This window comes from Pseudomonas asplenii (genome assembly GCF_900105475.1).
GTDB lineage: Bacteria > Pseudomonadota > Gammaproteobacteria > Pseudomonadales > Pseudomonadaceae > Aquipseudomonas > Aquipseudomonas asplenii.
Genome location: NZ_LT629777.1, coordinates 6,353,962 through 6,377,411, shown reverse-complemented (window position 1 = coordinate 6,377,411; position 23,450 = coordinate 6,353,962). Strand labels below are relative to the sequence as shown.

General features: G+C 60.8%; 22 protein-coding genes and 4 tRNA genes. 19 read left to right on the top strand and 7 right to left on the bottom strand.

Translation table 11 applies throughout. The annotated features are described in order from the left end of the window. Window positions 1-74: 74 nt before the first annotated feature. From BLU37_RS28215 to BLU37_RS28180, 8 genes are all read left to right on the top strand, one after another. The gene (locus BLU37_RS28215; RefSeq protein WP_232000438.1) at window positions 75-1,232 is read left to right on the top strand and encodes a PrgH/EprH family type III secretion apparatus protein; all 1,158 of its coding nucleotides are present in this window, start codon (window positions 75-77) and stop codon (window positions 1,230-1,232) included. A 3-nt stretch (window positions 1,233-1,235) separates the two neighbouring features. Next, the gene (gene sctF, locus BLU37_RS28210; RefSeq protein ID WP_090210747.1) at window positions 1,236-1,493 is read left to right on the top strand and encodes a type III secretion system needle filament subunit SctF; all 258 of its coding nucleotides are present in this window, start codon (window positions 1,236-1,238) and stop codon (window positions 1,491-1,493) included. A 53-nt stretch (window positions 1,494-1,546) separates the two neighbouring features. Further along, on the top strand, window positions 1,547-1,855 hold the full coding sequence (sctI, locus tag BLU37_RS28205; protein WP_010448892.1) for a type III secretion system inner rod subunit SctI: 309 nt from the start codon (window positions 1,547-1,549) through the stop codon (window positions 1,853-1,855). Continuing rightward, window positions 1,852-2,565 carry an EscJ/YscJ/HrcJ family type III secretion inner membrane ring protein gene (locus BLU37_RS28200; protein ID WP_090210744.1) on the top strand — a complete coding sequence of 238 codons (714 nt, stop codon included), beginning with the start codon at window positions 1,852-1,854 and terminating at the stop codon, window positions 2,563-2,565. Before sctI ends, BLU37_RS28200 begins: the two co-directional genes overlap by 4 nt. Next, on the top strand, window positions 2,562-3,116 hold the full coding sequence (locus tag BLU37_RS28195; RefSeq protein WP_090210742.1) for a protein OrgA: 555 nt from the start codon (window positions 2,562-2,564) through the stop codon (window positions 3,114-3,116). Before BLU37_RS28200 ends, BLU37_RS28195 begins: the two co-directional genes overlap by 4 nt. Next, window positions 3,097-3,807, top strand: coding sequence for an invasion protein OrgB (locus tag BLU37_RS28190; protein ID WP_090210740.1), 711 nt, complete (start codon window positions 3,097-3,099; stop codon window positions 3,805-3,807). The genes BLU37_RS28195 and BLU37_RS28190 overlap by 20 nt, the downstream gene beginning before the upstream one ends. Beyond that, on the top strand, window positions 3,797-4,213 hold the full coding sequence (locus BLU37_RS28185; RefSeq protein WP_232000436.1) for a hypothetical protein: 417 nt from the start codon (window positions 3,797-3,799) through the stop codon (window positions 4,211-4,213). The genes BLU37_RS28190 and BLU37_RS28185 overlap by 11 nt, the downstream gene beginning before the upstream one ends. A 71-nt stretch (window positions 4,214-4,284) precedes the next feature. Beyond that, window positions 4,285-5,307: a quinone-dependent dihydroorotate dehydrogenase gene (locus BLU37_RS28180; protein ID WP_029532377.1), complete on the top strand. Its 1,023-nt coding sequence runs from the start codon at window positions 4,285-4,287 to the stop codon at window positions 5,305-5,307. A gap of 130 nt (window positions 5,308-5,437) precedes the next feature. Here BLU37_RS28180 and rmf read toward each other — a convergent pair whose 3' ends face one another. After that, window positions 5,438-5,653, bottom strand: coding sequence for a ribosome modulation factor (gene rmf / locus BLU37_RS28175; RefSeq protein ID WP_010448881.1), 216 nt, complete (start codon window positions 5,651-5,653; stop codon window positions 5,438-5,440). 609 nt (window positions 5,654-6,262) lie between these two features. On the opposite strand from rmf, the gene rlmKL reads away from it, so the two are divergent. Then, entirely contained in the window at window positions 6,263-8,479 is a 2,217-nt protein-coding gene (gene rlmKL, locus BLU37_RS28170) for a bifunctional 23S rRNA (guanine(2069)-N(7))-methyltransferase RlmK/23S rRNA (guanine(2445)-N(2))-methyltransferase RlmL (RefSeq protein WP_090210736.1), read from the top strand. A 133-nt stretch (window positions 8,480-8,612) separates the two neighbouring features. After that, window positions 8,613-10,562, top strand: coding sequence for a sensor domain-containing diguanylate cyclase (locus tag BLU37_RS28165; protein ID WP_090210734.1), 1,950 nt, complete (start codon window positions 8,613-8,615; stop codon window positions 10,560-10,562). A 76-nt stretch (window positions 10,563-10,638) separates the two neighbouring features. Here BLU37_RS28165 and dacB read toward each other — a convergent pair whose 3' ends face one another. Further along, window positions 10,639-12,096, bottom strand: a complete 1,458-nt coding sequence (gene dacB, locus BLU37_RS28160) for a D-alanyl-D-alanine carboxypeptidase/D-alanyl-D-alanine endopeptidase (protein ID WP_010448876.1) — start codon at window positions 12,094-12,096, stop codon at window positions 10,639-10,641. A 231-nt stretch (window positions 12,097-12,327) separates the two neighbouring features. Here dacB and BLU37_RS28155 point away from each other — a divergent pair, with 231 nt between their 5' ends. Next, complete coding sequence (locus BLU37_RS28155) at window positions 12,328-12,672, top strand: YggL family protein (RefSeq protein ID WP_010448874.1); 345 nt, start codon at window positions 12,328-12,330, stop codon at window positions 12,670-12,672. Window positions 12,673-12,777: 105 nt separating this feature from the next. Here the strand turns inward: BLU37_RS28155 and BLU37_RS28150 are convergent, their stop codons facing one another. Beyond that, window positions 12,778-13,530 carry a hypothetical protein gene (locus tag BLU37_RS28150; protein WP_090210732.1) on the bottom strand — a complete coding sequence of 251 codons (753 nt, stop codon included), beginning with the start codon at window positions 13,528-13,530 and terminating at the stop codon, window positions 12,778-12,780. A 359-nt stretch (window positions 13,531-13,889) separates the two neighbouring features. On the opposite strand from BLU37_RS28150, the gene BLU37_RS28145 reads away from it, so the two are divergent. From BLU37_RS28145 to BLU37_RS28130, 4 genes are all read left to right on the top strand, one after another. Further along, window positions 13,890-13,965, top strand: a tRNA-Glu gene (locus BLU37_RS28145). A 2-nt stretch (window positions 13,966-13,967) separates the two neighbouring features. Then, a tRNA-Gly gene (locus BLU37_RS28140) sits at window positions 13,968-14,043 on the top strand. Window positions 14,044-14,147: 104 nt separating this feature from the next. After that, window positions 14,148-14,223, top strand: a tRNA-Glu gene (locus BLU37_RS28135). 3 nt (window positions 14,224-14,226) lie between these two features. Further along, a tRNA-Gly gene (locus BLU37_RS28130) sits at window positions 14,227-14,302 on the top strand. 99 nt (window positions 14,303-14,401) lie between these two features. Here the strand turns inward: BLU37_RS28130 and BLU37_RS28125 are convergent. Then, window positions 14,402-15,358 (bottom strand): alpha/beta fold hydrolase, encoded by a 957-nt coding sequence (locus tag BLU37_RS28125; protein WP_090211023.1) that lies wholly within the window; start codon window positions 15,356-15,358, stop codon window positions 14,402-14,404. Window positions 15,359-15,842: 484 nt separating this feature from the next. Continuing rightward, window positions 15,843-16,484 carry a LysE family translocator gene (locus BLU37_RS28120; protein ID WP_090210730.1) on the bottom strand — a complete coding sequence of 214 codons (642 nt, stop codon included), beginning with the start codon at window positions 16,482-16,484 and terminating at the stop codon, window positions 15,843-15,845. 183 nt (window positions 16,485-16,667) lie between these two features. Here BLU37_RS28120 and BLU37_RS28115 point away from each other — a divergent pair, with 183 nt between their 5' ends. After that, window positions 16,668-17,615, top strand: a complete 948-nt coding sequence (locus BLU37_RS28115; protein WP_090210728.1) for a LysR family transcriptional regulator — start codon at window positions 16,668-16,670, stop codon at window positions 17,613-17,615. 130 nt (window positions 17,616-17,745) lie between these two features. Here BLU37_RS28115 and BLU37_RS28110 read toward each other — a convergent pair whose 3' ends face one another. Then, window positions 17,746-18,153, bottom strand: coding sequence for a PA2817 family protein (locus tag BLU37_RS28110; RefSeq protein ID WP_090210727.1), 408 nt, complete (start codon window positions 18,151-18,153; stop codon window positions 17,746-17,748). A gap of 111 nt (window positions 18,154-18,264) precedes the next feature. Beyond that, a complete protein-coding gene (locus tag BLU37_RS28105) occupies window positions 18,265-20,712 on the bottom strand; it encodes an acyl-CoA dehydrogenase (protein WP_090210724.1) in 2,448 nt (815 codons plus the stop codon). A 213-nt stretch (window positions 20,713-20,925) separates the two neighbouring features. On the opposite strand from BLU37_RS28105, the gene BLU37_RS28100 reads away from it, so the two are divergent. The 3 genes from BLU37_RS28100 to BLU37_RS28090 all read left to right on the top strand — a co-directional run bounded on the left by BLU37_RS28100 (window position 20,926) and on the right by BLU37_RS28090 (window position 23,437). Further along, window positions 20,926-21,549, top strand: coding sequence for a glutathione S-transferase family protein (locus BLU37_RS28100; RefSeq protein ID WP_090210721.1), 624 nt, complete (start codon window positions 20,926-20,928; stop codon window positions 21,547-21,549). Window positions 21,550-21,728: 179 nt separating this feature from the next. After that, complete coding sequence (locus BLU37_RS28095; protein WP_010448856.1) at window positions 21,729-22,661, top strand: ABC transporter ATP-binding protein; 933 nt, start codon at window positions 21,729-21,731, stop codon at window positions 22,659-22,661. Beyond that, on the top strand, window positions 22,658-23,437 hold the full coding sequence (locus BLU37_RS28090; RefSeq protein ID WP_010448854.1) for an ABC transporter permease: 780 nt from the start codon (window positions 22,658-22,660) through the stop codon (window positions 23,435-23,437). The genes BLU37_RS28095 and BLU37_RS28090 overlap by 4 nt, the downstream gene beginning before the upstream one ends. The last annotated feature ends 13 nt before the right edge of the window (window positions 23,438-23,450 follow it).

Below are 23,450 nucleotides of genomic sequence, written 5' to 3'. Positions count from 1 at the left end.
GAGTAGGCGATCAGGATCGGTCAGGTTGGCCTGACTAACATCGGCGCACGCTTTCCCTATCGAAGAGGGTGGTGATGTCGGATAACGCCTTTTTACCTTGTGTGCTGAGAGTGGGCAGTGGCCTGTTACAGGGTTGTGAGTTCAGGCTTTGCAACAGCCGCACGCTGTTCATCGTCGGCACCACTGATCTGCTTGGCGACGATGGACTGGCTGCTGCCGTTCCCGATGAGGCGATCTTCGTCCCGCTGGAGCAACGCGGCTGCAATTTCGAAGTGTTGCTTGGCCCACAAGGCGTGAGCCTGCGAATACTCGGCGAGGAAATCGAAGAGCGCGCCGTGGTGTTCCAGCGCAGCGAGCGGATCGGCGAGCTGGTCATTGCCTTGCGGCCCGAGGGCGAGCCTTGGGTGCCGGGACTGTTCAATGCCGTGGCGCCTGCCGAGCCAACAAAGAGCGCCCGCAACAGGCGGCCCGTGCTCAAGAGAATGGTCGTCACGGTTCTGCTGTTCATCCTGCTGGCGGTCTGCGCGGCGGTTTCGTCCCTGCCGATGGAGAACTCCCGGACGGATATCGCCGCCCTGGTCGCCGGTACCCGCGCAGCGACTAACGTGTTGCAGGGGCGGGATGGGCGGATCTATGTGTTCGTGACCTCGCAATACGATGCGGACTGGAGCCGTCAGGTGCTGATGCGCCAGCGTATTTCCAGCTCGGTACTGGACGTGCTGGAAGAGGGCCGGCGCCTGGAAGGGTTGCTGGCCGAACGGATTCCCGCCTTGAAGGTTCGGCGTATCGACCTGTCGCAGCCCACCAGCGTGCGGGTGCTTCATGGTACGGCGCAGGGGCCGCCCGATGCTGAACTCAGGCAGCAGGTCTCGCGACTCCTGCTGGGCGAGGCCGCCTATCTGCGGCAGGTGGATTTTGAAGGACTCGATGAGCGCTTGCCCGACACCCAGGCAGCCCAGGGCCTGGAGCAATTGGGGCTGGCGTTCGAGCGGATCGAACAGGGCGATGGCACGCTGTTCACGATCGCTGGCGACCTGCGTGATGCCGAGCGCGAAGAGGCTCGGCGCTTTGTCGATGAGTTCTACCGACGTTGGGGCAGCCGCCACGTGCGCTTCAACATCGAGCTTCGCGACGACCCGTTCAAGGGCCGCTCGTTTCAGCTTGGCCCCGAGGGTTACATCAAGACGAGCCAATCGTCCTGGCATTTTCCAACGACGCAACAAGTGAGGTGATGGATGGATGTCCCAAAACGTATCGAATTTGCCGACGATTTCCTCGGCAAGCAGGCCGCCGCTTTCGAGTCGGGGGCCCAGGACCTCAAGGACATACTCGACAGAGCGCTGGCCACGTTGAAGGACGATCCTTCGAATCCGGGGTTGCTGGCCAGTTACCAGTCGGCGTTTTCCTCCTACACCGTGTTCCGCAATGTCCAGACCAACACGGTCAAGGGCTTCAAGGACACCAGTCAGACCATCATCCAGGCGGCGCGCTGACGCTTCGCCACGATTCGGCCGGCGGCGCTCGCCGGCCATTGCGAGTAATGACCATGTTCCATTCCAGCCAGTCTGTCGGTCTGCTTGAACAGATCGATGCGGTCGAGTTGCGCAGTCCCCAGGACAGTTCGGCAATCTCCCTGGAGTCGCGCCTGATCGCGGGGCTTGCCGGTTCCGTGGTGGATTCGGCAGGGCAGGTGGACGGGATCTGGCAGATCCTCAACGGGCCGGATGTCACCCATCCCGAGCGGTTGGCGCTGTTGCAGGAACGGCTCGGGCAGTACAGCGTCGACATCAACCTGCTCAATACCCTGGTACGCAAGGCCGTGGGCACGGCAGAAACCCTGCTGCGTTCGTCATGAAAGCGTACGCCTGGTTCATGCTGCTGTGCGTGGCCCTGGTGGGGTGTCGTCAGCCCGACCTGCTCGAAGGGCTCGACCAGCAACAGGCCAACGAGGTGGTGGCGGTGCTGCAACGCAACAACATCGGCATCACCAAGCAGGACAACGGCAAGTCCGGCTACAGCGTCAAGGTGGCACGGGTGGATTTTCCGGCAGCGGTGGACCTGCTGAGCCTCTATTCCCTGCCGTCCAGGCCGCGCCTGGAGGTGGCCGAGCTGTTTCCCGCCGACTCGCTGGTCGCCTCTCCCCGGGCGGAAAAGGCCCGGCTCTATTCTGCGCTGGAGCAACGGTTGGAACAGTCCCTGAGGCTGCTCGAAGGCGTGGTCTCGGCGCGGGTACACGTCAGCTACGACCTGGATGCCGGGGACGGCGGTCGCAAGGCCTCGCCCGTGCATCTGTCCGCGCTGGCGGTGCATGAACGTGACGTTGAGCCGGGCTTGTTGATCAGCGATATCAAGCGTTTGCTGAAGAACAGTTTCGCCGCACTCGAATACGAGCACATTTCGGTGGTGCTCAGTCGTCGAGCCCCCATTCAGCACGTGGCACCGACCGCCGTCGAGCCGCAGGGCGATGGCTTGTGGATGGGCGCAGCGATACTTGTCACGATCCTCGGGCTGCTGGCCGCTGCTGGCTGGCTCTACCCCTGGTGGGTGAAGCAGGGACGCGCATGAGCGAACTGGACGAATGCCTGCGGCAGATTCTCTGGCAGCCGCTGGACTATCTCGAAAGCGGCCGTTTGGGGCTGCCTGCGGCGTTCGACGAGGAGCCGGCCCGAGAGGTGCTCAATCGTATGCTGCTGGAAGGGCTGCAACTGCGCCTGTCGATGCCGACCTTGGGGGCATTCGCTGCCGTCTGGATTCGCCACTGGCGGCATCTGCCACATATCGCCCGCTTGATCGGCGCACAACGGCTATGGCCGCAGTTGGCGCGGGGGGCACGAATGGCGCGGCTGTCCACCGAGGTCCGGGATTTTGCCCGTTGTGCCCTCGGCCCGAGATTGTCCTGGGAACTGAGCCCTGAATCTGCGTTGTTGCCGCAGGTGGATGGGGTGGGGCTGGCCCACCTGCTGGCCTTTGGCGAAGTGTTGCCGGCAGCCTTGTACGAGCGCCTGGTGTTGCTGTTTCCCCAGACGGTGATCGCCTGGCAGGTACGGTTGCCAACACTGGCGCCTGATCCTGCGCTGTTTTTTCTGGCGGTACAGCATGCTCGACACCATTCGTAGTCTCGACGAGCTACCGGCGGACGATACCGACACGGTGCATATCAGTCGCCGAGAGTTGGTGACGGCTCGCCGCTGCCGGGCGTTGGAGCGCCAGGCGCAGCGCCGTGCCCGTGAGTTGCTCGACGAGGCCCAGGGCCAGGTCGAGGCGATCCAGGAGGCGGCTTTTGCCGAAGGTTATGGCCAGGGACTGGTTCAGGCGGCGGTCGATCTGGCCCGTGGGTTGTGCGAGTCCCAACGCCTGGCCGGTCAGTTGCACAGGCAAATGGCTGAGGCGGTCCGGCAATTGCTCAAACATTTGTTGGACGATCCGCGCTGGTTCGACGAAATGCTCGAACACTGGTTGGCGGAGCAGGTCGATCCCCCGCAGATGACCTTGCAGGTGTTGTTGCCGCAGCGTTGCCGGCGCCGGGTGGCGGTCTTGCGCGAGCAACTGGCACAAACGGCGGTGACCTCGGTCACGTTCGAGTTTTCGGAACAGGAGCGGTATGTCGTGCGCCTCGGCGAGCAGTTGTTCGAGTTCGAACTCGAGCCGGCCCGCGAACAGTTGGCGCCGCGTGTACTGAGCCAACTGGCGGCCCTGCCCGACAGCGTGCGTGAACTCGATGAGCAGGCTCGACACGCCTTGGCGAGACTGGTCACGACGTTCACCGGCAACCCTGCAACGCTCCAGGAAATCGATGATGAGGATTGAAAACAACCCGGGACATTCGTTGATCGCAGCTCCGGCAGAGCTTGCCGCTCCCGCCAGGGAACAGCGAGTGAGCGCAGCCGAGCCCGCAGAACAGGGCTTCGAGGATTTCTATCAGCACTTGTTGGCGCGCTCAGGTAGCGGTGAACAGGCGATCCTGCAATTCATCGGCACTTATCGTGGCAGTGGCGACGGCCAGCCTGACTATCACACCGTCAATGAGCAATTGAAGGTTGTCGGACAGGCCCTGGCGCGTTTCAAGGAGGAAGGCCTGGCGGGCTCGGACCAGGAACGCGAGCTGCGTGGGGTGATGACCCGGCTGCTGGGCAGCAGTCTGTTCATCAACCAGTACATGCACCAGATATTCCAGCCACCGGATGACGATAGTTGGGAAAACGCGGACTGGTGACCTCGCTTGTCAGGGAACAGCCCGGTTATAATCGCCGGTTCAATTCGCCGCCATCCGAGTCATGTCCGCCCATGTATAACCTGGCCCGCCAGCTGCTGTTCAAACTTTCCCCGGAAACCTCTCACGATTTGTCCCTGGACCTGATCGGTGCGGGTGGCCGGTTGGGGCTCAACGGCCTGCTGTGCAAGGCGCCTGCCGCGAACCCCGTGACCGTCATGGGGCTGAATTTTCCGAACCCGGTGGGTCTGGCTGCGGGCCTGGACAAGAATGGCGCGGCCATCGACGGTTTCTCCCAACTGGGATTCGGTTTCGTTGAAATCGGCACGGTGACGCCACGGCCGCAGCCGGGCAACCCCAAGCCACGGATCTTCCGTCTGCCCGAGGCCGAGGCGATCATCAATCGCATGGGCTTCAACAACCTGGGGGTGGACAACCTGCTGGCCCGGGTTCGTGCTGCACGCTACAGCGGCATCCTCGGGATCAACATCGGCAAGAATTTCGATACCCCGGTGGAGCGTGCGGTCGACGATTACCTGATCTGCCTGGACAAGGTTTATGCCCACGCCAGCTATGTCACGGTCAACGTCAGTTCGCCCAACACCCCGGGCCTGCGCAGCCTGCAGTTCGGCGATTCGCTCAAGCAGTTGCTCGAGGCACTGCAGCGACGCCAGCAGGAACTGGCCGGGCAACACGGCAGGCACGTGCCCCTGGCGATCAAGATCGCCCCGGACATGACCGATGAGGAAACCGTGCTGGTGGCCCAGGCGCTGCTGGAGTCGGGGATGGATGCGGTCATCGCCACCAACACCACCCTGAGCCGGGTGGGTGTCGAAGGCCTGGCCCATGGTGACGAGGCCGGTGGTCTGTCCGGTGCGCCGGTGCGTGAGAAGAGCACCCACACGGTCAAGGTCCTGGCGGCAGAGCTGGCTGGACGTCTACCGATCATCGCCGCCGGCGGGATCACCGAGGGCGAACACGCGGCCGAGAAAATCGCCGCCGGTGCGAGCCTGGTGCAGTTGTATTCGGGGTTCATCTACAAGGGCCCGGCGCTGATCCGCGAATCGGTGGATGCCATCGCAGCCTATCGTCGCTGAAACGGGACGGATGAATCGCGGGAATTAAAAAGGGCTCCACCTGGAGCCCCTGGGCCGAAGCCCGCCGCCCGGATGGGGCGTGCTTGGTTAAATGGTCATGCTCAAATTGTGGTGTCGGAGTCTGCCCTGATCAGCCGACAGCGTGAAGTTCGTTGAGTCTGTGGATGCCCGCGGTGCCGGTCATACCGTCCCAGTTGTCGCCACGTCCTTCTCGCCAGCCGTTGATCCAGGCTTGGCGTACCGACGGTAGAGTAAAAGGGCAAAGCTCGCGGGATTTGCCGTTAACGCCGTATTGATATCCGCGTAAAAATGCTCTTTCCAACGGATCACGCTTAAGTCTTCTCATAGGGTGTTGCCCTCACTGGTTGACTGTTATATGTCCCGTCGACCTCTCGTCGAGGCCGGGCAGATCTCATCTGCGGGTGCCCGCTGCCGGCGTGGCGGGCTCCGCTCCGTACGAAACGACCCGCGCACGTTGGTGGGCGAGTTCCGTCAGGAGCGGGATGTTGACGCCATTGCGACGTCAACCTGAGTTGATTTCTAACCAATGCGCAGGTGCATGTGAATGATCGTTTTGTCATAAGAACGTAACTATATGGATGTTAAGGCCATAAGATTGGCTGGTCATTTGCTCGGTCATCGGCAGAAAATCCAGCTATGATCAGCCCTTGCATGAACAGTGGGTTTAATTCGCCATTGCGAATACCGACCCGTTGCACTCAGGTATTATTCGACGAAGGGTCACGATGTGACTTTTTGTTACGGAAAGATTGAACTGCTCTGGCGTTCAATTTCATTTGCCCCCTGTTTTTTCAAGCATCCGGGCGATGGAATCAGTCGGGGTGGAACGGCGTAATGGTGCGCCACACGAGCACTCTTCGAGAAAAGTGCTCGATCGAAACCGAGCGGGCGATGCGTCGCCCGTTCATTGACTGCTCAAGGCCCTGGAATTCCCATGTCGGATCGTTACGAACTCTTCCTCACTTGTCCCAAAGGTCTTGAAGGCCTGCTCCTTGAGGAAGCCATCGGGCTTGGCCTTGAGGAGGCGCGGGAGCACACCTCGGCCATTCGCGGCCAGGCTTCCATGGAGACCGCCTACCGGCTGTGCCTCTGGTCACGTTTGGCTAACCGCGTCTTGTTGGTGCTCAAGCGTTTTGCCATGAAGGACGCCGAAGACCTCTACCATGGCGTGCTGGATGTCGACTGGCAGGACCATATGCTGGCCGATGGCACCCTGGCGGTGGAGTTCAGCGGCCATGGTTCGGGTATCGATAACACTCATTTCGGCGCGCTCAAGGTCAAGGATGCCATTGTCGACAAGCTGCGCACGCCGTCCGGCGCCCGTCCGAGCATCGACAAGGTCAGTCCGGACCTGCGTATCCATCTGCGCCTGGACCGTGGCGAAGCGATCCTCTCGCTCGACCTGTCCGGGCACAGCCTGCACCAGCGCGGCTATCGCCTGCAGCAAGGTGCGGCGCCGCTCAAGGAAAACCTTGCGGCTGCCGTGCTGATCCGCGCCGGCTGGCCGCGCATTGCCGCCGAAGGCGGCGCCCTGGCCGACCCGATGTGCGGTGTGGGGACCTTCCTGGTGGAAGCGGCGATGATCGCCGCCGACATCGCACCTAACCTCAACCGTATCCATTGGGGCTTCGACGCGTGGCTGGGGCATGTGCCGGCCGTGTGGAAAAAGGTCCATGCCGAGGCCGAGGCCCGTGCCGAAGCCGGCCTGGCCAAGCCACCGCTGTGGATTCGCGGTTATGAAGCCGACCCGCGGCTGATCCAGCCAGGTCGCAACAACGTCGAGCGCGCGGGCCTGAGCGACTGGATCAAGATCTACCAGGGCGAGGTCGGAACCTTCGAACCGCGTCCCGACCAGAACCAGAAGGGGCTGGTGATCTGCAATCCGCCGTACGGCGAGCGTCTGGGTGACGAGGCGAGCCTGCTGTATCTCTATCAGAACCTCGGCGAACGTCTGCGTCAGGCCTGCTTGAACTGGGAGGCGGCGGTGTTTACCGGCGCCCCGGACCTGGGCAAGCGCATGGGCATTCGCAGCCACAAGCAGTATGCCTTCTGGAACGGCGCCTTGCCGTGCAAGCTGCTGCTGATCAAGGTCAGCCCCGATCAGTTTGTCACCGGCGAACGCCGCACGGCCGAGCAGCGTCAGGCCGAGCGTGACCTGGTCGAAGCTGGCGAAGAAGCCCCGATCGCGGCACCGGCCAGCGAACCGGCGCGCTTGAGCGAAGGCGGGCAGATGTTTGCCAATCGCCTGCAGAAGAACCTCAAGCAGTTGGGCAAGTGGACCAAGCGCGAAGGCGTGGACTGCTACCGGATCTACGATGCCGACATGCCGGAATATGCCCTGGCGATCGACCTGTATCATGACTGGGTGCACGTCCAGGAATATGCCGCGCCCAAGTCGGTCGATCCGGAAAAGGCCCAGGCCCGGCTGTTCGATGCCCTGGCAGCGATTCCCCAGGCACTCAACGTCGACAAGAATCGGGTGATCATCAAGCGCCGCGAGCGCCAGAGTGGCACCCGCCAGTACGAGCGTCAGGGCGCCCAGGGCAAGTTCACCGAGGTCAATGAGGGCGGGGTGAAGCTGCTGGTCAACCTGACCGACTACCTCGACACCGGCCTGTTCCTCGATCATCGGCCGATGCGCCTGCGGATTCAGAAGGAAGCGGCCGGCAAGCGTTTCCTCAACCTGTTCTGCTACACCGCGACCGCCAGTGTGCACGCGGCCAAGGGCGGTGCGCGCACCACCACCAGTGTCGACCTGTCGAAAACCTACCTGGATTGGGCGCGACGCAACCTGTCGCTGAACGGTTTCTCCGACAAGAACCGGCTGGAGCAGGGTGATGTGATGGCCTGGCTCGAAGGCAATCGCGACGAGTTCGACCTGATCTTTATCGATCCGCCGACCTTCTCCAACTCCAAGCGTATGGAAGGGGTATTCGACGTTCAGCGTGATCATGTGCAACTGCTCGATCTGGCCATGGCCCGTCTGGCACCGGGTGGCGTGCTGTACTTCTCCAACAACTTCCGCAAGTTCCAGTTGGAAGAGAACCTCACCGCACGTTACGCCGTCGAGGAAATCAGCGGCCAGACCCTGGACCCGGACTTTGCCCGCAACAGCAAAATCCACCGCGCCTGGAAGATCACCGCCCGCTGATTCATCAGTGGCCTCGGAGTCCTGTTTTTTGTGGGCTCCGAGGTTTTTCGGACTGGCTAATCTGCTGGCTAATAGCTATAACTCAGTCCAAGCCAAAGTGATGTAAACACACCGGCGTGATGAGTTGTCGCCTATGTCGTCGCATGCCGTACGCCCCAAGATTCTTGGCTTTATCAGCGAAGAGGCCTCTGCCTGGCTGGTCGCCATGCTGGTGTTGCTGCTGGGTGGGCTGTTGACGCTGCTGCTGGCCGTGGGCACTCGTGATCTTTCCCGGCGCCAGTTGCAACAGCGTTTCGAACTGCTTGCCAGTGAGCGTTTCAGCCGTATCGAGGAGCGTTTCGAGGATCAGGAACAGCGTCTCGACAGCCTGCGACGGTTCTTCATCAATTCCGATAGTGTCTCGCGTCGCGAGTTCGCCGGTTATGCCCGGCCGTTGCTGTTGCGTACCCAGGCCTATGGCTGGGCGCCACGGGTCGGTGGCAACGCACGGGCACTGTTCGAACAACGGGTACGGGCCGAGGGCCTGGATGATTTTGCCATTCGTGAGCTGGATGCCCAGGGGAACCTGCGTCTGGCGAGCGTGCGTGACCAGTACGTGCCGGTGCTCTACAGCGAGACCCAGAGCCCTCTCGGCTCGCCGCTGGGCTACGATCTGTTGGCGCAACCGTTGCGTCGGGAGGCCCTGGAGCGTGCTCACGATTCGGGTGTCATGGCTATTTCGCAGCCATTGAATCTGGTGGGCGTCGAGCCGGGTTATGATCGGGGTGCGTTGCTGGTGGCGCCGGTGGTCATGTCCGCAGCCGTCGGGCAGCCGCAACCGGGGCCGCTCGGTTATGTACTGGCGGTGATCAGCATGCGGCAACTGGTGGCCGATGGTTTACCAACGCCGGACCAGGACAACCTGTCGATGCGTATCCTCGACATGTCGACCGAAGGCGAAAACGCGCTGTTGTACCAGTCGCCCAATCCGCCCGTGGACAGTGCGCTGGTTGCTGTTCGTCTGTTGCGGCTGGCCGACCGCGATTATGAGGTGACCATCAGCCCCAGCGAGGCGTTCATGCAGGCCAATCACTCTTCGGTGATCAGTCTGGTGGTGCTGGGTGGTTTGTTGAGCCTGATGCTCAGCGCCTTGCTGTACAACCTGGTCAGTCAACGCCAGCGTGCCTTGCGTCTGGTGCAACAGCGGACCGCGCAGTTGCAGGTACGTGACCGGCTGTTGGAAAAGCTCGGTGCGCACATTCCCGGCAGTATTTATCAGTATCAGCTCAATCTCGATGGCAGCGCATATTTCGTTTACGCCAGCGCCGGCACGAGAGACATTTTCGAGGTCGATATCCAGCGTCTGCGGGAGGATGCTGAACCGGCGTTCGCCCGCGTGCATCCGGATGACCTGCAGTCGTTGCGGGCATCGATCCAGATGTCCGCCGCGCAGTTGAGCCCTTGGCGCGAGGAGTTCCGCGTGGTGTTGCCCTTGCGCGGCCTGCGCTGGTTGCGTGGGGAGGCCACGCCCGAGCGACTGTCCACGGGCGAGGTGCTCTGGCACGGCTATCTCTCGGATATCTCCGACCTCAAGCGGGTCGAGGAGGAGCTACGGGCCTTGTCGGTTACCGATTCGCTGACCGGCATCTACAACCGGCGCTATTTCCAGGAGCGGCTCCTGGCCGAGCTGGCGCGGGCCCAGCGTGGGGGCGGGAGCCTGGCGGTGATCATGCTCGATATCGATCATTTCAAACGCATCAACGACCAATACGGCCACGCCGAGGGTGATCGGGTACTTCAGGAATTGTGCCTGCGGATCAATCATCGCCTGCGGCGCACCGATGTGTTCTGCCGGCTGGGTGGCGAAGAATTCATGGTGCTGTGCCCCGACACCAACGCCGGCCAGGCCGCGACCCTGGCGCTGGAACTGTGGCACGAGCTGCGCGCCACGCCGTTCGAGCGGGTGGGGCAGGTAACGGCCAGTTTTGGTATCGCCGGTTGGCGGGCGGACGAAGGCGCGGATGCGCTCTTGTTGCGCGCGGACTCGGGGGTGTACTCGGCCAAGCAGAATGGCCGGGATCGGGTGGTGCTGGAGCAGGCCTGACGATCCGCCTGGAATGTTGTGCCCTGGCGGCGGTCAGGCTTGTGGGAGCGGCGTGCTCCCACAAGGGGCGCGGCGGTTATTCGGCGGAGCTGACTGGCCGTGGCTGGCGATACAGGTCAAGCAACACCTGGTCGAGTATCGATGAGGCGCCCCATGGCTTCGGATCGTTGAGAATCGCCACCACCGCCCAGGTCGTGCCGTTGCTGTCGCGGCTGAAGCCGGCAATCGCCCGAACCGTGTTCAGGGTGCCGGTCTTGATATGCGCCTCGCCCGACATCGCCGTGTGCTTCAGGCGCTTGCGCATGGTGCCGTCCAGGCCGGTGATCGGCAGCGAACTGATGAACTCTGCGGCATAAGGGCTTTTCCAGGCCGCCTGTAGCATGCTCGCCATTTCCCGGGCACTGACGCGCTCGGCACGGGACAGCCCGGAACCGTTTTCCATCACCAGGTGCGGCGCGGTAATGCCCTTCTGTGCCAGCCACTGGCGGATGACCCGCTGGGCGGCCTTGGCATCGTCGCCGTCGGCCTCGTTGCGAAACTTCGCGCCCAGGCTGAGGAACAACTGCTGGGCCATGGTGTTGTTACTGTACTTGTTGATGTCGCGGATGATTTCGGTCAGGTCCGGCGAGAAGGCGCGGGCGAGGAGTTTGGCGTTCTTGGGCACCACGTCCTGACGGTCCTTGCCCTGGATGCTACCGCCCAGTTCCTGCCAGATGGCGCGCACGGCACCGGCGGTATAGGTCGGATGATCGAGCAGCGACAGGTAGGTCTGGGAACTGCAGCCCTCGGCCAACTGGCCGCTGACGGTAACGAGGGTCGAACCGTCGGCCTGCGGTACCGGGTTGTAGCGCACGTCGCCGCTGCACTGCTTGGCATTGATTACCTTGACCTGGTTGTCGATGCGGATGCTGGCGATCGGTGGCTCGACCGACACCAGCACCTTGCCCGAATCGTTGCGGGCCACGAAGCGCAATGCCTTGAGGTTGACCAGCAATGCATCGGGCTTGACCAGGAACGGCCGGTTTTCGTCGTTGCCGTCGTCGTTGAACTCCGGCAGTTGTTGCGGGGGCACGAAGAAGCTGCGGTCGAGCACCAGGTCGCCGGTCACCTGGGTCACGCCGTTGGCCCGCAGGTCGCGCATCAGCAGCCAGAGTTTTTCCATGTTCAACTTGGGGTCGCCGCCGCCCTTGAGGTACAGGTTGCCGTTGAGAATGCCGTCGCTCAGGGTTCCGTCGGTGTAGAACTCGGTTTTCCACTGGTGGTTGGGGCCGAGCATTTCCAGGGCGGAGTAGGTGGTGATCAGCTTCATGGTCGAGGCCGGGTTCACCGACACGTCGGCGTTGAACACCGTCGGTGTGCCGGGACCGTCGAGGGGTAGCATGACCAGCGACAAGGCGTCATCCTGCAGCTTGTTGGCCTTGATCGCTTGTTGGACTTTGGGGGACAGGGTGGTATTGACGGGAGCGGCGTAAGTGGGGAGTGCCACAGGAAACAGCAGACTGGCGAGTACCAATGGGCGCAAAGATTTGATCATATGAAATAAAGCCCTACATCCGAGGGGGAAATACGAGGGCATGGATGAAAAAGCCCTCAACGCTCATGAAAGTGACGGCATTATGCATCAGGCGGGTGCCAGTGGGGGCTAGCCGGTTATGGCGTTTGCGCGATTTTTTCCTGCCGTTCGGTCGGTGCTGCGCATAGATCCGGGCAATTGTGCCCTTAAACTGCTAAAGTGCCGGCCGTTATTATTTTTGAGGATTTTTTCATGGCGACCAACCGTTCCCGGCGTCTGCGCAAAAAGCTGTGCGTTGATGAGTTTCAGGAGCTGGGTTTCGAGCTGAACCTGGATTTCAAAGAAGACCTGAGTGAAGAGGCTATCGACACTTTCCTCGACGCTTTCCTGAAAGAAGCCATGGAAGCCAACGGTCTTGGTTACGTCGGCGGCGACGACTTCGGTCTGGTCTGCCTGATCAAGCGTGGCTCGGTTTCCGAAGAGCAGCGCACTGCCGTTGAGGCATGGCTCAAGTCCCGTAGCGAACTGACCTCGGTTGAAGTCAGCCCGCTGCTGGACGTCTGGTACCCGGAAAAGCCGCTGAATCCGGTAGCCTGATGCCTTTCGGGCATTTGCTCGAGGCACAAAAAAGGACACGTCAAAGCGTGTCCTTTTTTATGAGCTGATTTTTCTGAATCTGACCCCGCCCCGCAGAAATCAGCCTCAGTCGTAAATGGCCTTCTTCTTCCAGTCAGCGTCTACTTCCTTGAGCCCCTGGGTCAGTTCGTTCACATCATCTTCAGCCGGTTTGGTCGTCGCCAGCACCAGCGCATTGGCCCGAGCCAGCAGTTTTTCCATCAGTTGCAGTTGTTCGGCATAAACCGCCGGTTCCGGCTGTTTGCGCAGGTACTGTGCGCCCCGCTCGAAGGCCAGGCGGGCTTGTCCCGGTTGTTCCTGTTGCAGAGCCTGCTGACCGAGGTTATTGAAGAACTCGATATGCAACAGCACCAGGATATGGCGAACCTCACGAACCCAATGCTTGGCTTCGTTGGCTGGCAGGAAACCTTCCTGCGCCGCCCGGGTGATCTGACCATGCAGGGCTTCCAACAGGAAACGTACATCCTTGGCCTTGGCTTCGGTCTGGATCGGGCCGGGTGGATTATTGACCGGGATCGATTCGCCCTGGGCAACCAGGCCACTGAGTTCGGCGACCCGGGCCTTGAGGCGGTCGTTGCCTTTATCCATGTTCAGCAGGCGCTGGGTGGCATTGAGTTCCAGGCGCGTGAGCAGCAGCTTGAGTCCTGGACTCATGAACTGGCCTGGGAATGTTTCGGTCAGTTCCCCGCAACGACGCAGGCGGTCACTGAGTTCGACCTTGAGACGAGCCTTTTCCAGCTTGCTGTTCTCAGCCATATGGTTGAGGAAGCCAATGCCGATCAGGAGAAAGATCCCGGCTGCGACCAGCAGGGTGATCATGAGTGGTGTCACCGTTAAGACCTCTTCAAGGTGTAATGCATAATCAGTGTAGTGGCTTGGCGTTAGGGCTGATAGGGTTGATTGATGTATTGCACGGCGCCCACGTGCTTTTCCAAGGATATATGCACATTGCCACTATTTGTGGCGGTGGACTATAGCGTCTTGTCGAGCGCCAGAATACAGGCGTCAATCCAGAGACGCGAGGTTGGCCCCAAAAGGGCCGTGAACCGGGGCGAAGTCATTGATTTAAATAAATTTATCGTTGGGGGTTGACGACTTCCCGATCCGTCCCTAGAATGCGCGCCACTTGCAGCGTAAAGCACACAGCGTAACGCGGCCGGGAGTGAATGTTGTAGTGTGTCCCCTTCGTCTAGTGGCCTAGGACACCGCCCTTTCACGGCGGTAACAGGGGTTCGAGTCCCCTAGGGGACGCCAATGCGGGAATAGCTCAGTTGGTAGAGCACGACCTTGCCAAGGTCGGGGTCGCGAGTTCGAGTCTCGTTTCCCGCTCCAATTTTAAACAGTCTTGCTTTCGGGCGTGGCTGAGTGAAACCAGAGTCAGGTCTTCGGATGTGATACTGGACACCGAAACACACACCATGTGTTCCGGGTAGCGTGTCCCCTTCGTCTAGTGGCCTAGGACACCGCCCTTTCACGGCGGTAACAGGGGTTCGAGTCCCCTAGGGGACGCCATTTGCGGGAATAGCTCAGTTGGTAGAGCACGACCTTGCCAAGGTCGGGGTCGCGAGTTCGAGTCTCGTTTCCCGCTCCATATTCAATGAAAACGCCGCTCAATGATGAGCGGCGTTTTTGTTCGTGCGCGTTATTTGAGGGCGTAACGCGCGACCCGGCAGTCGGCTAGGCCTTCAGGCTAATCCTTCAAGAAGTTGAGAATCGCCGTGCGGGTTTCTTCGGTTTTCTCTTCCAGCACAAAATGCGCACTGTTTTTTATGATCAGGGATTGAGGATGTTCGGCAATCTGCGGCATCTGCTCTGCCAGGGTTTTGCCGCGCGAATACTCGCCACCGATCGACAGGACTGGCATTTCGAGTTTTTGTCGGGCGTATGCCTGATTGTCAGGTGCGTCATTTGTCGTCCATGTCGAGTAAAGCGCAAATGCCGCTTCCATCCGCCCTGGTCTTGCGTAACCCTTGGCCAGTGCGTCCCTGTCGACTTCGGGGACGGAGGGATTGCCAGGCACGACAAAGTCATTCCAGAACATATCCACATAGATACGCTCACGGCCCTTTATCAACTGCAAGGCCGTATCGCCAAAGAATCGGAAGTGCCACTTGCCCGGGCGGCCATCATAGCCTTGTTCCCAACCAGGAATGCCGGGCAAGAAAGAGTCCATGAGTATCAGTTTTTTGACCTCGGTCGGAAACTGCGCTGCATACAGATAGGCAATATTGGTACCTATATCGTGACCCACGATCGCCGTTTCCTTGAAGCCGAGACTGTTCATGAGTGCGCGCATATCCTGGGCCATGGTTTTCTTATCGTAGCCGGTGGGCGAAATGGACGATTCACCGGCACCGCGAAAGTCTGGAACCACGGCTGTGTAACCTTGACTGACCAACTGTCCCATCAGCAGCTTCCAGTTTCTCCAGTCTCCCGGAAAACCGTGTATCAATAACACCGGCTTTCGCCCGTCGCCTGCAATCAGATAATGCATTCGCATACCGTTGATATCGGCAAATCCATGTTTGAATCGTTCGCCTTCTATGACTTGAGATTTGTTGCTCTCGGTGGCGTAAGCCGTGTTGAAAGCACAGAAAAACAGGCTGGCAGCCAGGGCGGCGGTTTTGGGCAGGTGTAGCGTAAACATGTTCATTGCTCCTTTTAATGGATGCTCTGATCTCTGCAAGAAAGCGTTGACTGTCTGCGGCACGTGTAGGAACGCAATGTTGAACATCTGGTAAACAGATTCAACACGGTATTCATACCGCATAAGGGTCATTGGCACTTCTTCAACTACGCCTGATCTCTGAATATAGCAGATCGGCCCAATTGCAGAGTCTTATCCTCGGGCGCGGGGTTGCGCTGAGGTCCTGTATAGATACAGGCGAGAGAGTGGTGTAGGGGATGTTTTCGGCTTTATCGGCTTATCGTGTCTTGACGAGGTTATCATTATATTTTTTAAGTTTTCGGTTTCGAATATTTCTGAATATTTTAAATTACATAAAGTAAAAGCAGCGGGTAAATCATCGTGGTTGATAAAGACTGTCTGCCTTTAAGGAACTAATGAGAGTGAACGCCCGGCTGGTCGCTTCGGGCTGCATCACTGACCTGCCACAACGGTTGAGCAGTGACTACAACGACAGCATCAGTCTTCCGGCGAACAGAATCAGCACCACACCCATGCTGCGTTCGAACCAGTGACCCATTTTCAGAAAGGCCAGGCGCACCCGTTCGCTGGAAAACAGCAGGCTGACCAAAATGAACCAGAGCGCATTGACGCCGCACATCCACAGGCCATAGAACGCCTGGATCGGCAGCGGTGTCGAGGCACTGACCACCGTGGTAAAAATCGCCAGGAAGAACAGCGTGGCCTTGGGATTGGTGGCGTTGGTCAGGAAGCCTGTCGAGAAGGCTCTCAGCAGGCCCTGGCGTGACGCATTGTCTGCTGGTTGCAAGGCAATGTCCGTCGTTGCTGCCTGCGGTTTGCTTCTGAGCAGGTTGATGCCCAGGTAAAGGATGTAACCGCCACCGATGAGCTTGGCGACAGGCAGCAGCCAGGGCGCACTGTGCATCAGTGCGCCGACGCCGAGCAGCGTGTACAGCACGTGCACCGAGATGCCTGCGCCAATACCGACGGCGGTCAGTAGCCCGACCAGCCGGCCGAAGCGCACGCTCTGGCGGATGGTCACGGCAAAGTCCGGGCCGGGAGCGACCACGGCGATAAAGTGGATGGTCGCCAGGGCGATGAATTCATGGAGGTACTGGGAATACATGACGGTTTCCAGGAGAGCAGGTCATTGAGAGACGGAGGTTGAGATCACCGATAGGCAGGCTTTCTTCTGTGTCGTCAGAGGGTGTGGCGTTGGGCTGTGCCAGCGATCTACCTTGTCGATGGCCAGTATAAAAATGGCCAGAACCTGTGATAATCCATTCAAATCTCAATGGACCTGTGCGTCATGAGCATCAATCCGCCGCTGGCATTGCTCGGTGAAATGGCGATTTTCGTCAAGGTGGTCGAAACAGGCAGTTTTTCCGAAGCGGCCCGCCAGATGGGTTCGTCACCGTCGGCGGTCAGCCGCTCGATTGCCCGTCTGGAAAAGGCCCTGGCGACCCGGCTGTTACAGCGCACCACGCGCAAACTACGTCTGAGCGACAGTGGCGAGGAAACCTTCAGGCGTTGCCGGGAGATGGTCAATGCCGCCCGCTCGGTCATGGCAATCAGCGGTCAGTACACCGATGAGGCACAAGGCCTGGTGCGGGTCAGTGTGCCCAAGGCAGTAGGGCGCTTCGTGGTGCACCCGTACATGCCGGCGTTCCTGCGACGTTATCCACAGGTCGATGTGCAGATGATCCTCGAAGACCGGCCCGTCGATCTGATCGAGGATAATGTCGACCTGATTCTGCGCATCACCGATCACCCGCCCGTCGGTCTGGTGGGGCGTCAATTGATGCCCATCGAGCACCTGTTGTGCGCGACTCCGCACTACCTGGCCGAGCATGGCACGCCGCAGCATCCCCACGATCTGCTCGACCACAGCTGTATCTACGTGGGGGACACGCCCAACGATGCGCGCTGGAAATTCAGGCGGGGCGGCAAGACGCTGACGGTCGCGGTGCGCGGTCGTTATGCCGCCAATCACACGGGGGTGCGACTGGACGCGGTGCAGCAGCATATCGGGATTGGCAGCCTGCCGTATTTCACGGCGCGGCATGCCTTGGAGCAGGGGCTGCTGGTGCAGGTGTTGCCAGCCTGGACCTTTCTAGCGTCCTACCATGGCGGCTTGTGGCTGCTGTATCCACCCACACCTTATCAGTCGCCCAAACTGCGGGTGTTCATCGACTACCTGGTGGAGTGCCTGGCGCGGGAGCCGACGCTGAAGTCAACGCAGTCCCAGACTTTGTAGGCGCGGGGCTTGCCTGCGAAGAACGATGATGCGATCTGCCTGAAAGACCGCAGTGTTTTCTTCGCGGGCAAGCCCTGCTCCTGCAGGCGCGGGTCAAACCACAGAAATGGGTTTTACCGGGGGCTCGGGATCAGTGCTTGCTGCCCTGTTCCGACAGCGCCAGCAACTGCTTTTCCTGGTTCCAGTCGAAGGGCTCGTCGTTCTGTTCGGCTTCGTAGCGGCGCTCTTCCAGGGTCTGGTACAGCTCCAGTTCCTCGTCGGGCATGTAGTGCAGGCAGTCACCGCCGAAAAACCACAGCAGGTCGCGTGGCACCAGATGAGCGATCTGCGGGTAGCGCTGGATCACCTGGCACAGCAGGTCCTGGCCCAGGTACTGGCTTTCGATAGGGTCGACTGGCAATTGTGCACGCAGTTCATCGAAGCGCTCCAGGAACAATGCGTGGCTTTCCTCGGGCACCTGTTCGGCTTCGCCGACGGCGACCAGGATGCTGCGCAGGTGGTCGAGCAGGACCAGGTGATCGGCAAGTACGTTGGACATGGCGGGGGCCTCAAGAACAAAAACAGGCGCGGGAGTATAAAGCTCCGCACGCCTGTTGTCCCGTTGGGCTCGGTGCGGCGACGGACGGGACGTCGCCAGACCTGTGCAGCGTTAGCGCACCTTGCCGGTGCTCGGGCTCAGTTCCTCCTTGCTGAAGTCGTCCACGTCGATCACCTTGCGTCGCGCCGTCTCGGCCTCATGCAGGGTTTGCGCCTCACTCGGTTGCAGGACACCGGCTTGCAGCGCGGTGTCAATTGCCGATGCCCCGGGCGCTGGCTCAAGCTGGCCGCTCTTGAGCGCCGTGTGCAGTTTTTTCTGCGCGTCGTGGCTGGCACGCAGCAGGTCGTGGGCATGCTGCAAGGCGCCCACCGGATCGTCCGCCGATTGCGGGCGGTAGCAGCCGGCGAGGATCGCTTCCAGGGCCGGATCGCCCTTGGCCCGGCCCAGCACGGCGGCGACTTCGGCATCGAGGGCGTCCGAAGGTCCGGTATGTCGGCGACCGAACGGGAACACGATGACCCGCAACAGGCAACCCAGTACCCGGCTGGGGAAGTTGCGCAGCAGTTCGTCCAGGGCCCGTTCCGCGTGGCCGAGGCTTTCCTCCATGGCCCAGGCGAGCAGCGGGTCGAGCGCCTCGGGTGAGTTCAGGTCGTGGTAACGCTTGAGCGCCGCCGAGGCCAGGTAGAGGTGGCTGAGCACATCGCCCAGGCGGGCCGACAGCCGCTCGCGGCGTTTCAGTTCGCCGCCGAGCAGCATCATGCTCAGGTCGGCCAGCAGGGCGAAGGCCGCTGCCTGGCGATTCAGGGCGCGGAAGTACTTCTGGCTCAGGCGATTGCCCGGCGGCGCCTCGAAATGCCCGAGCCCGAGGTTGAGCAGCAGGGTGCTGCCGGCATTGCCCACGGCAAAACCGATATGCCGCAGCAGCAGGCTGTCGAACTCCTGCAGCGCCTGGTCGTGGTCCTCGCGGGCGGCCAGGGACATTTCCTTGAGTACAAACGGATGGCAGCGAATCGCACCCTGGCCGAAGATCATCAGGTTGCGCGAGAGGATATTCGCGCCTTCCACGGTGATGAAGATCGGCGCGCCTTGCCAACTGCGGCCCAGGTAGTTGTTGGGGCCCATGATGATGCCCTTGCCACCGTGCACATCCATGGCGTGGCCGATGCATTCACGGCCGCGTTCGGTCAGGTGGTACTTGAGGATCGCTGACAGTACCGAGGGCTTCTCACCCAGATCCACCGCATTGGCGGTGAGCATGCGTGCACTGTCCATCAGCCAGGCATTGCCGCCGATCCGCGCGAGGGCTTCCTGGATACCTTCGAAGGCGGCCAGCGGTACGTTGAACTGTTCGCGGATCTGCGTGTACTGGCCGGTCACCAGGCTGGTGAACTTGGCCGCGCCGGTACCGACCGCCGGCAGGGAGATCGAACGTCCCACCGACAGGCAGTTCATCAGCATCATCCAGCCCTTGCCGAGCATGTCCCGGCCGCCGATGAGATAGTCCAGGGGGATGAACACATCCTTGCCTGAGTTCGGGCCATTCATGAAGGCGGCGCCCAGCGGCAGGTGGCGCCGGCCGATCTCGACGCCGGGGGTATCGGTGGGGATCAGCGCCAGGCTGATGCCCAGGTCTTCCTGCTCACCGAGCAGGTGGTCCGGGTCATGGGCCTTGAACGCCAGGCCAAGCAGGGTGGCGACGGGGCCGAGGGTGATATAGCGCTTCTCCCAGTTCAAGCGCAGGCCCAGCACTTGCTCGCCGTTCCATTCGCCCTTGCAGATGACCCCGGTGTCCGGCATCGCCCCCGCATCGGAACCTGCCAGTGGCCCGGTCAGGGCGAAGCAGGGGATGTCGTCGCCGCGAGCCAGGCGTGGCAGGTAATGGTCGCGTTGGGCTTGGGTGCCGTAATGCAGCAGCAGTTCCGCCGGGCCGAGGGAGTTGGGGACCATGACGGTAGAGGCCAGGTCGCCGCTGCGGGTCGCCAGTTTCATCGCCACCTGGGAGTGGGCGTAGGCGGAGAAACCCTTGCCGCCATATTCCTTGGGGATGATCAAGGCAAAGAAACCGTGCTGCTTGATATGGGCCCAGGCTTCGGGGGGCAGATCCATGTCCTGGCCGATCTGCCAGTCGCTGACCATGGCGCAGAGTTCTTCGGTCGGGCCGTCGATGAAGGCCTGTTCTTCCTCGGTCAATTGCGCCTTGGGATAGGCCAGCAGCTTGTCCCAGTCCGGGCGGCCACTGAACAGTTCGCCATCCCACCAGACGGTGCCGGCGTCGATGGCATCGCGTTCGGTCGCGGACATCGGCGGCAGGACCTTGCGGAACCAGGCGAACAGCGGGGCGCTGAAGAACCGGCGCCGCAGGTCGGGTAGCAAGAGTGGTACGGCGACCGCCGCGAGTACCAGCCAGAGCACCAGCATCAGGCCGCCAGGAGCATGACCGAGGGTCCCCATCGCGAGAAGATACAGCGCCACCACGCCAAGGGCAGGCAGGGCGGCGATGCGCCGGTGCGCCAGGTAGGCGGCGCCGAGCAGCAGAACCAGTATCCACAACAGCAGCATATTCAATCCTCCGTGAGACAGGGCAAAAACACTTCAGAGCTTAGCCGGCATCCGGCGAGTCGGACGTCGAGGTGTGTATCCAGCTAACTGCATTCAGGACGCTTCATCGATAGTGACCACCCGGCGGTGGTGGAGTTCGTCGAAAGCGCGTTGCGCGCCAGCGACGATGATTGGGCGTAGACTGCGTCGGCATTTATCCTGTGAGAGGTCGTCATGCTGAAGATCTGGGGTCGGAAGAATTCATCGAATGTCAGGAAGGTACTGTGGATTGCCGAAGAGTTGGGGCTGTCCTACGAGTCCATCGATGCCGGTGGGGCCTTTGGTGTCGTGAACACTGCGCAATACCTTGAAAAGAATCCCAATGGCCTGGTGCCGATGATCGAGGATGGTGACTTCGTCCTGTGGGAGTCCAACACCATCGTCCGCTACCTGGCGGCCAAGCATGCCGCCCACTCCGCCTGGTCGCCGACGGATTTGCAGGTGCGGGCCCACGCCGAGAAGTGGATGGACTGGACCACGTCGTCATTCGCTGCACCGTTTCGCACGGTGTTCCTGGGTGTCTTGCGCACGCCGGTCGAGCAGCAGGACTGGACCGCCATCAACGCGGCCTTGAAAACCTGTGGTGAGCTGCTGGCCATGGTCGAGCGGACTCTGGCTGAACAACCCTACCTGTCGGGCCAGGAAATCGGCATGGGTGACATTCCCCTGGGCAGCTTTATCTACGCCTGGTTCGAAATGCCCATCGAACGGCCAGCACTGCCTCATTTGAGTGCCTGGTACGAGCGGCTGAAACAGCGCCCGGCCTACCAGCGTGCAGTGATGACCGCGTTGACCTGATAAGTACTATTAACGCCGGTTGCTGTACTTGTGCGGCGTAGCCAAGCACCATATCGCTGGCTCGCCGCTGTTGTTCCTGATCCGGCGTGCCCTTATGCGGGGCTATGGAAGGCCGGCCATGCGGTTGGTTTTCGTGCAGTTTCCCGATTTTTCCCCTCCTTCTTGGTGCATCGTCCGATATGAGTTCCGCTCTGTCCATCCGGCAGCTAACCAAAACCTACGGCAACGGTTTCCAGGCCCTGAGTGGTATTGATCTGGACGTGGCCGAAGGTGATTTCTTCGCCTTGCTCGGCCCCAACGGTGCCGGAAAATCCACCACTATCGGCATTCTCTCGACCCTGGTGAACAAGACCAGCGGTACGGTGAATGTGTTCGGCCACGACCTGGACCGGCAACCGGCCGCGCTCAAGCGCAGCATCGGCGTGGTGCCGCAGGAGTTCAACTTCAACCAGTTCGAGAAGACTTTCGACATCGTCGTGACCCAGGCGGGCTACTACGGCATTCCGGCGAAAATCGCCAAGGAGCGTGCCGAGCAGTACCTGACCCAACTGGGCCTATGGGACAAGCGCGACGTGCCATCACGTTCGCTGTCCGGCGGCATGAAGCGCCGACTGATGATCGCCCGGGCGCTGGTGCACGAGCCGCGTCTGCTGATCCTCGATGAGCCGACCGCCGGGGTGGACATCGAACTGCGGCGTTCGATGTGGACCTTCCTCACCGAGCTGAACGAGAAAGGCATCACCATCATCCTCACTACCCATTACCTGGAAGAGGCCGAGCAGCTGTGCCGCAATATCGGCATCATCGATCACGGCACCATCGTCCAGAACACCAGCATGCGCCAGTTGCTCAGCCAACTGCATGTCGAGACCTTCCTGCTCGATCTCAAGCACGCACAGACGGTCGCGCCGACCTTGATCGGCTATTCGAGCCGGCTGCTCGACAGCCACACCCTGGAAGTGCAGGTCGATAAATCCGTGGGCATCACTGCATTGTTCGGCCAACTGGCCACGCAGCAGATCGAAGTCCTCAGCCTGCGTAACAAAACCAATCGCCTCGAGGAGTTGTTCGTGTCCCTGGTGGAAAAAAATCTGTCGAAGGTGGCGATATGAGTTCGGAGCTGCAAGCCAACCTGGTCGCCCTCAACACCATCGTCTATCGGGAGTTCCGCCGTTTTATCCGGATCTGGCCGCAGACTCTGCTGCCACCCGCCATCACCATGGTCCTGTACTTCGTGATCTTCGGTAATCTGATTGGTCGGCAGATCGGCGATATGGGTGGTTTCACCTATATGGAGTACATCGTGCCGGGTCTGATCATGATGTCGGTGATCACCAACTCCTACGGCAACGTGGTCTCGAGTTTCTTCGGCAGCAAGTTCCAGCGTTCCATCGAGGAACTGATGGTGTCGCCGGTTTCGCCGCATATCATCCTGATCGGCTACGCTCTGGGCGGCGTGCTGCGTGGCTTGATGGTGGGGATCATCGTGACCTTGCTGTCGCTGTTCTTCACTCACTTGCAAGTTCATCATTTGGGCGTGACGGTGCTGGTGGTGGTGTTGACGGCAACGATCTTCTCGTTGCTGGGATTCATCAACGCGGTGTTCGCGCGCAATTTCGACGACATCTCGATCATCCCGACCTTCGTGCTGACGCCGCTGACCTACCTGGGCGGGGTGTTCTACTCCATCAGCCTGTTGCCACCGTTCTGGCAGACCGTGTCGCTGGCCAACCCGGTACTGCACATGGTCAACGCCTTCCGCTACGGCATTCTGGGGGTATCGGATATCCGCATCAGTGTGGCGATCAGCTTCATGTTGGTGGCCACTGTGGTGCTGTACTTCGGCTGCACGCGACTGCTGGTCAGCGGACGTGGCATGCGCCAGTAACCGGCACTCAACC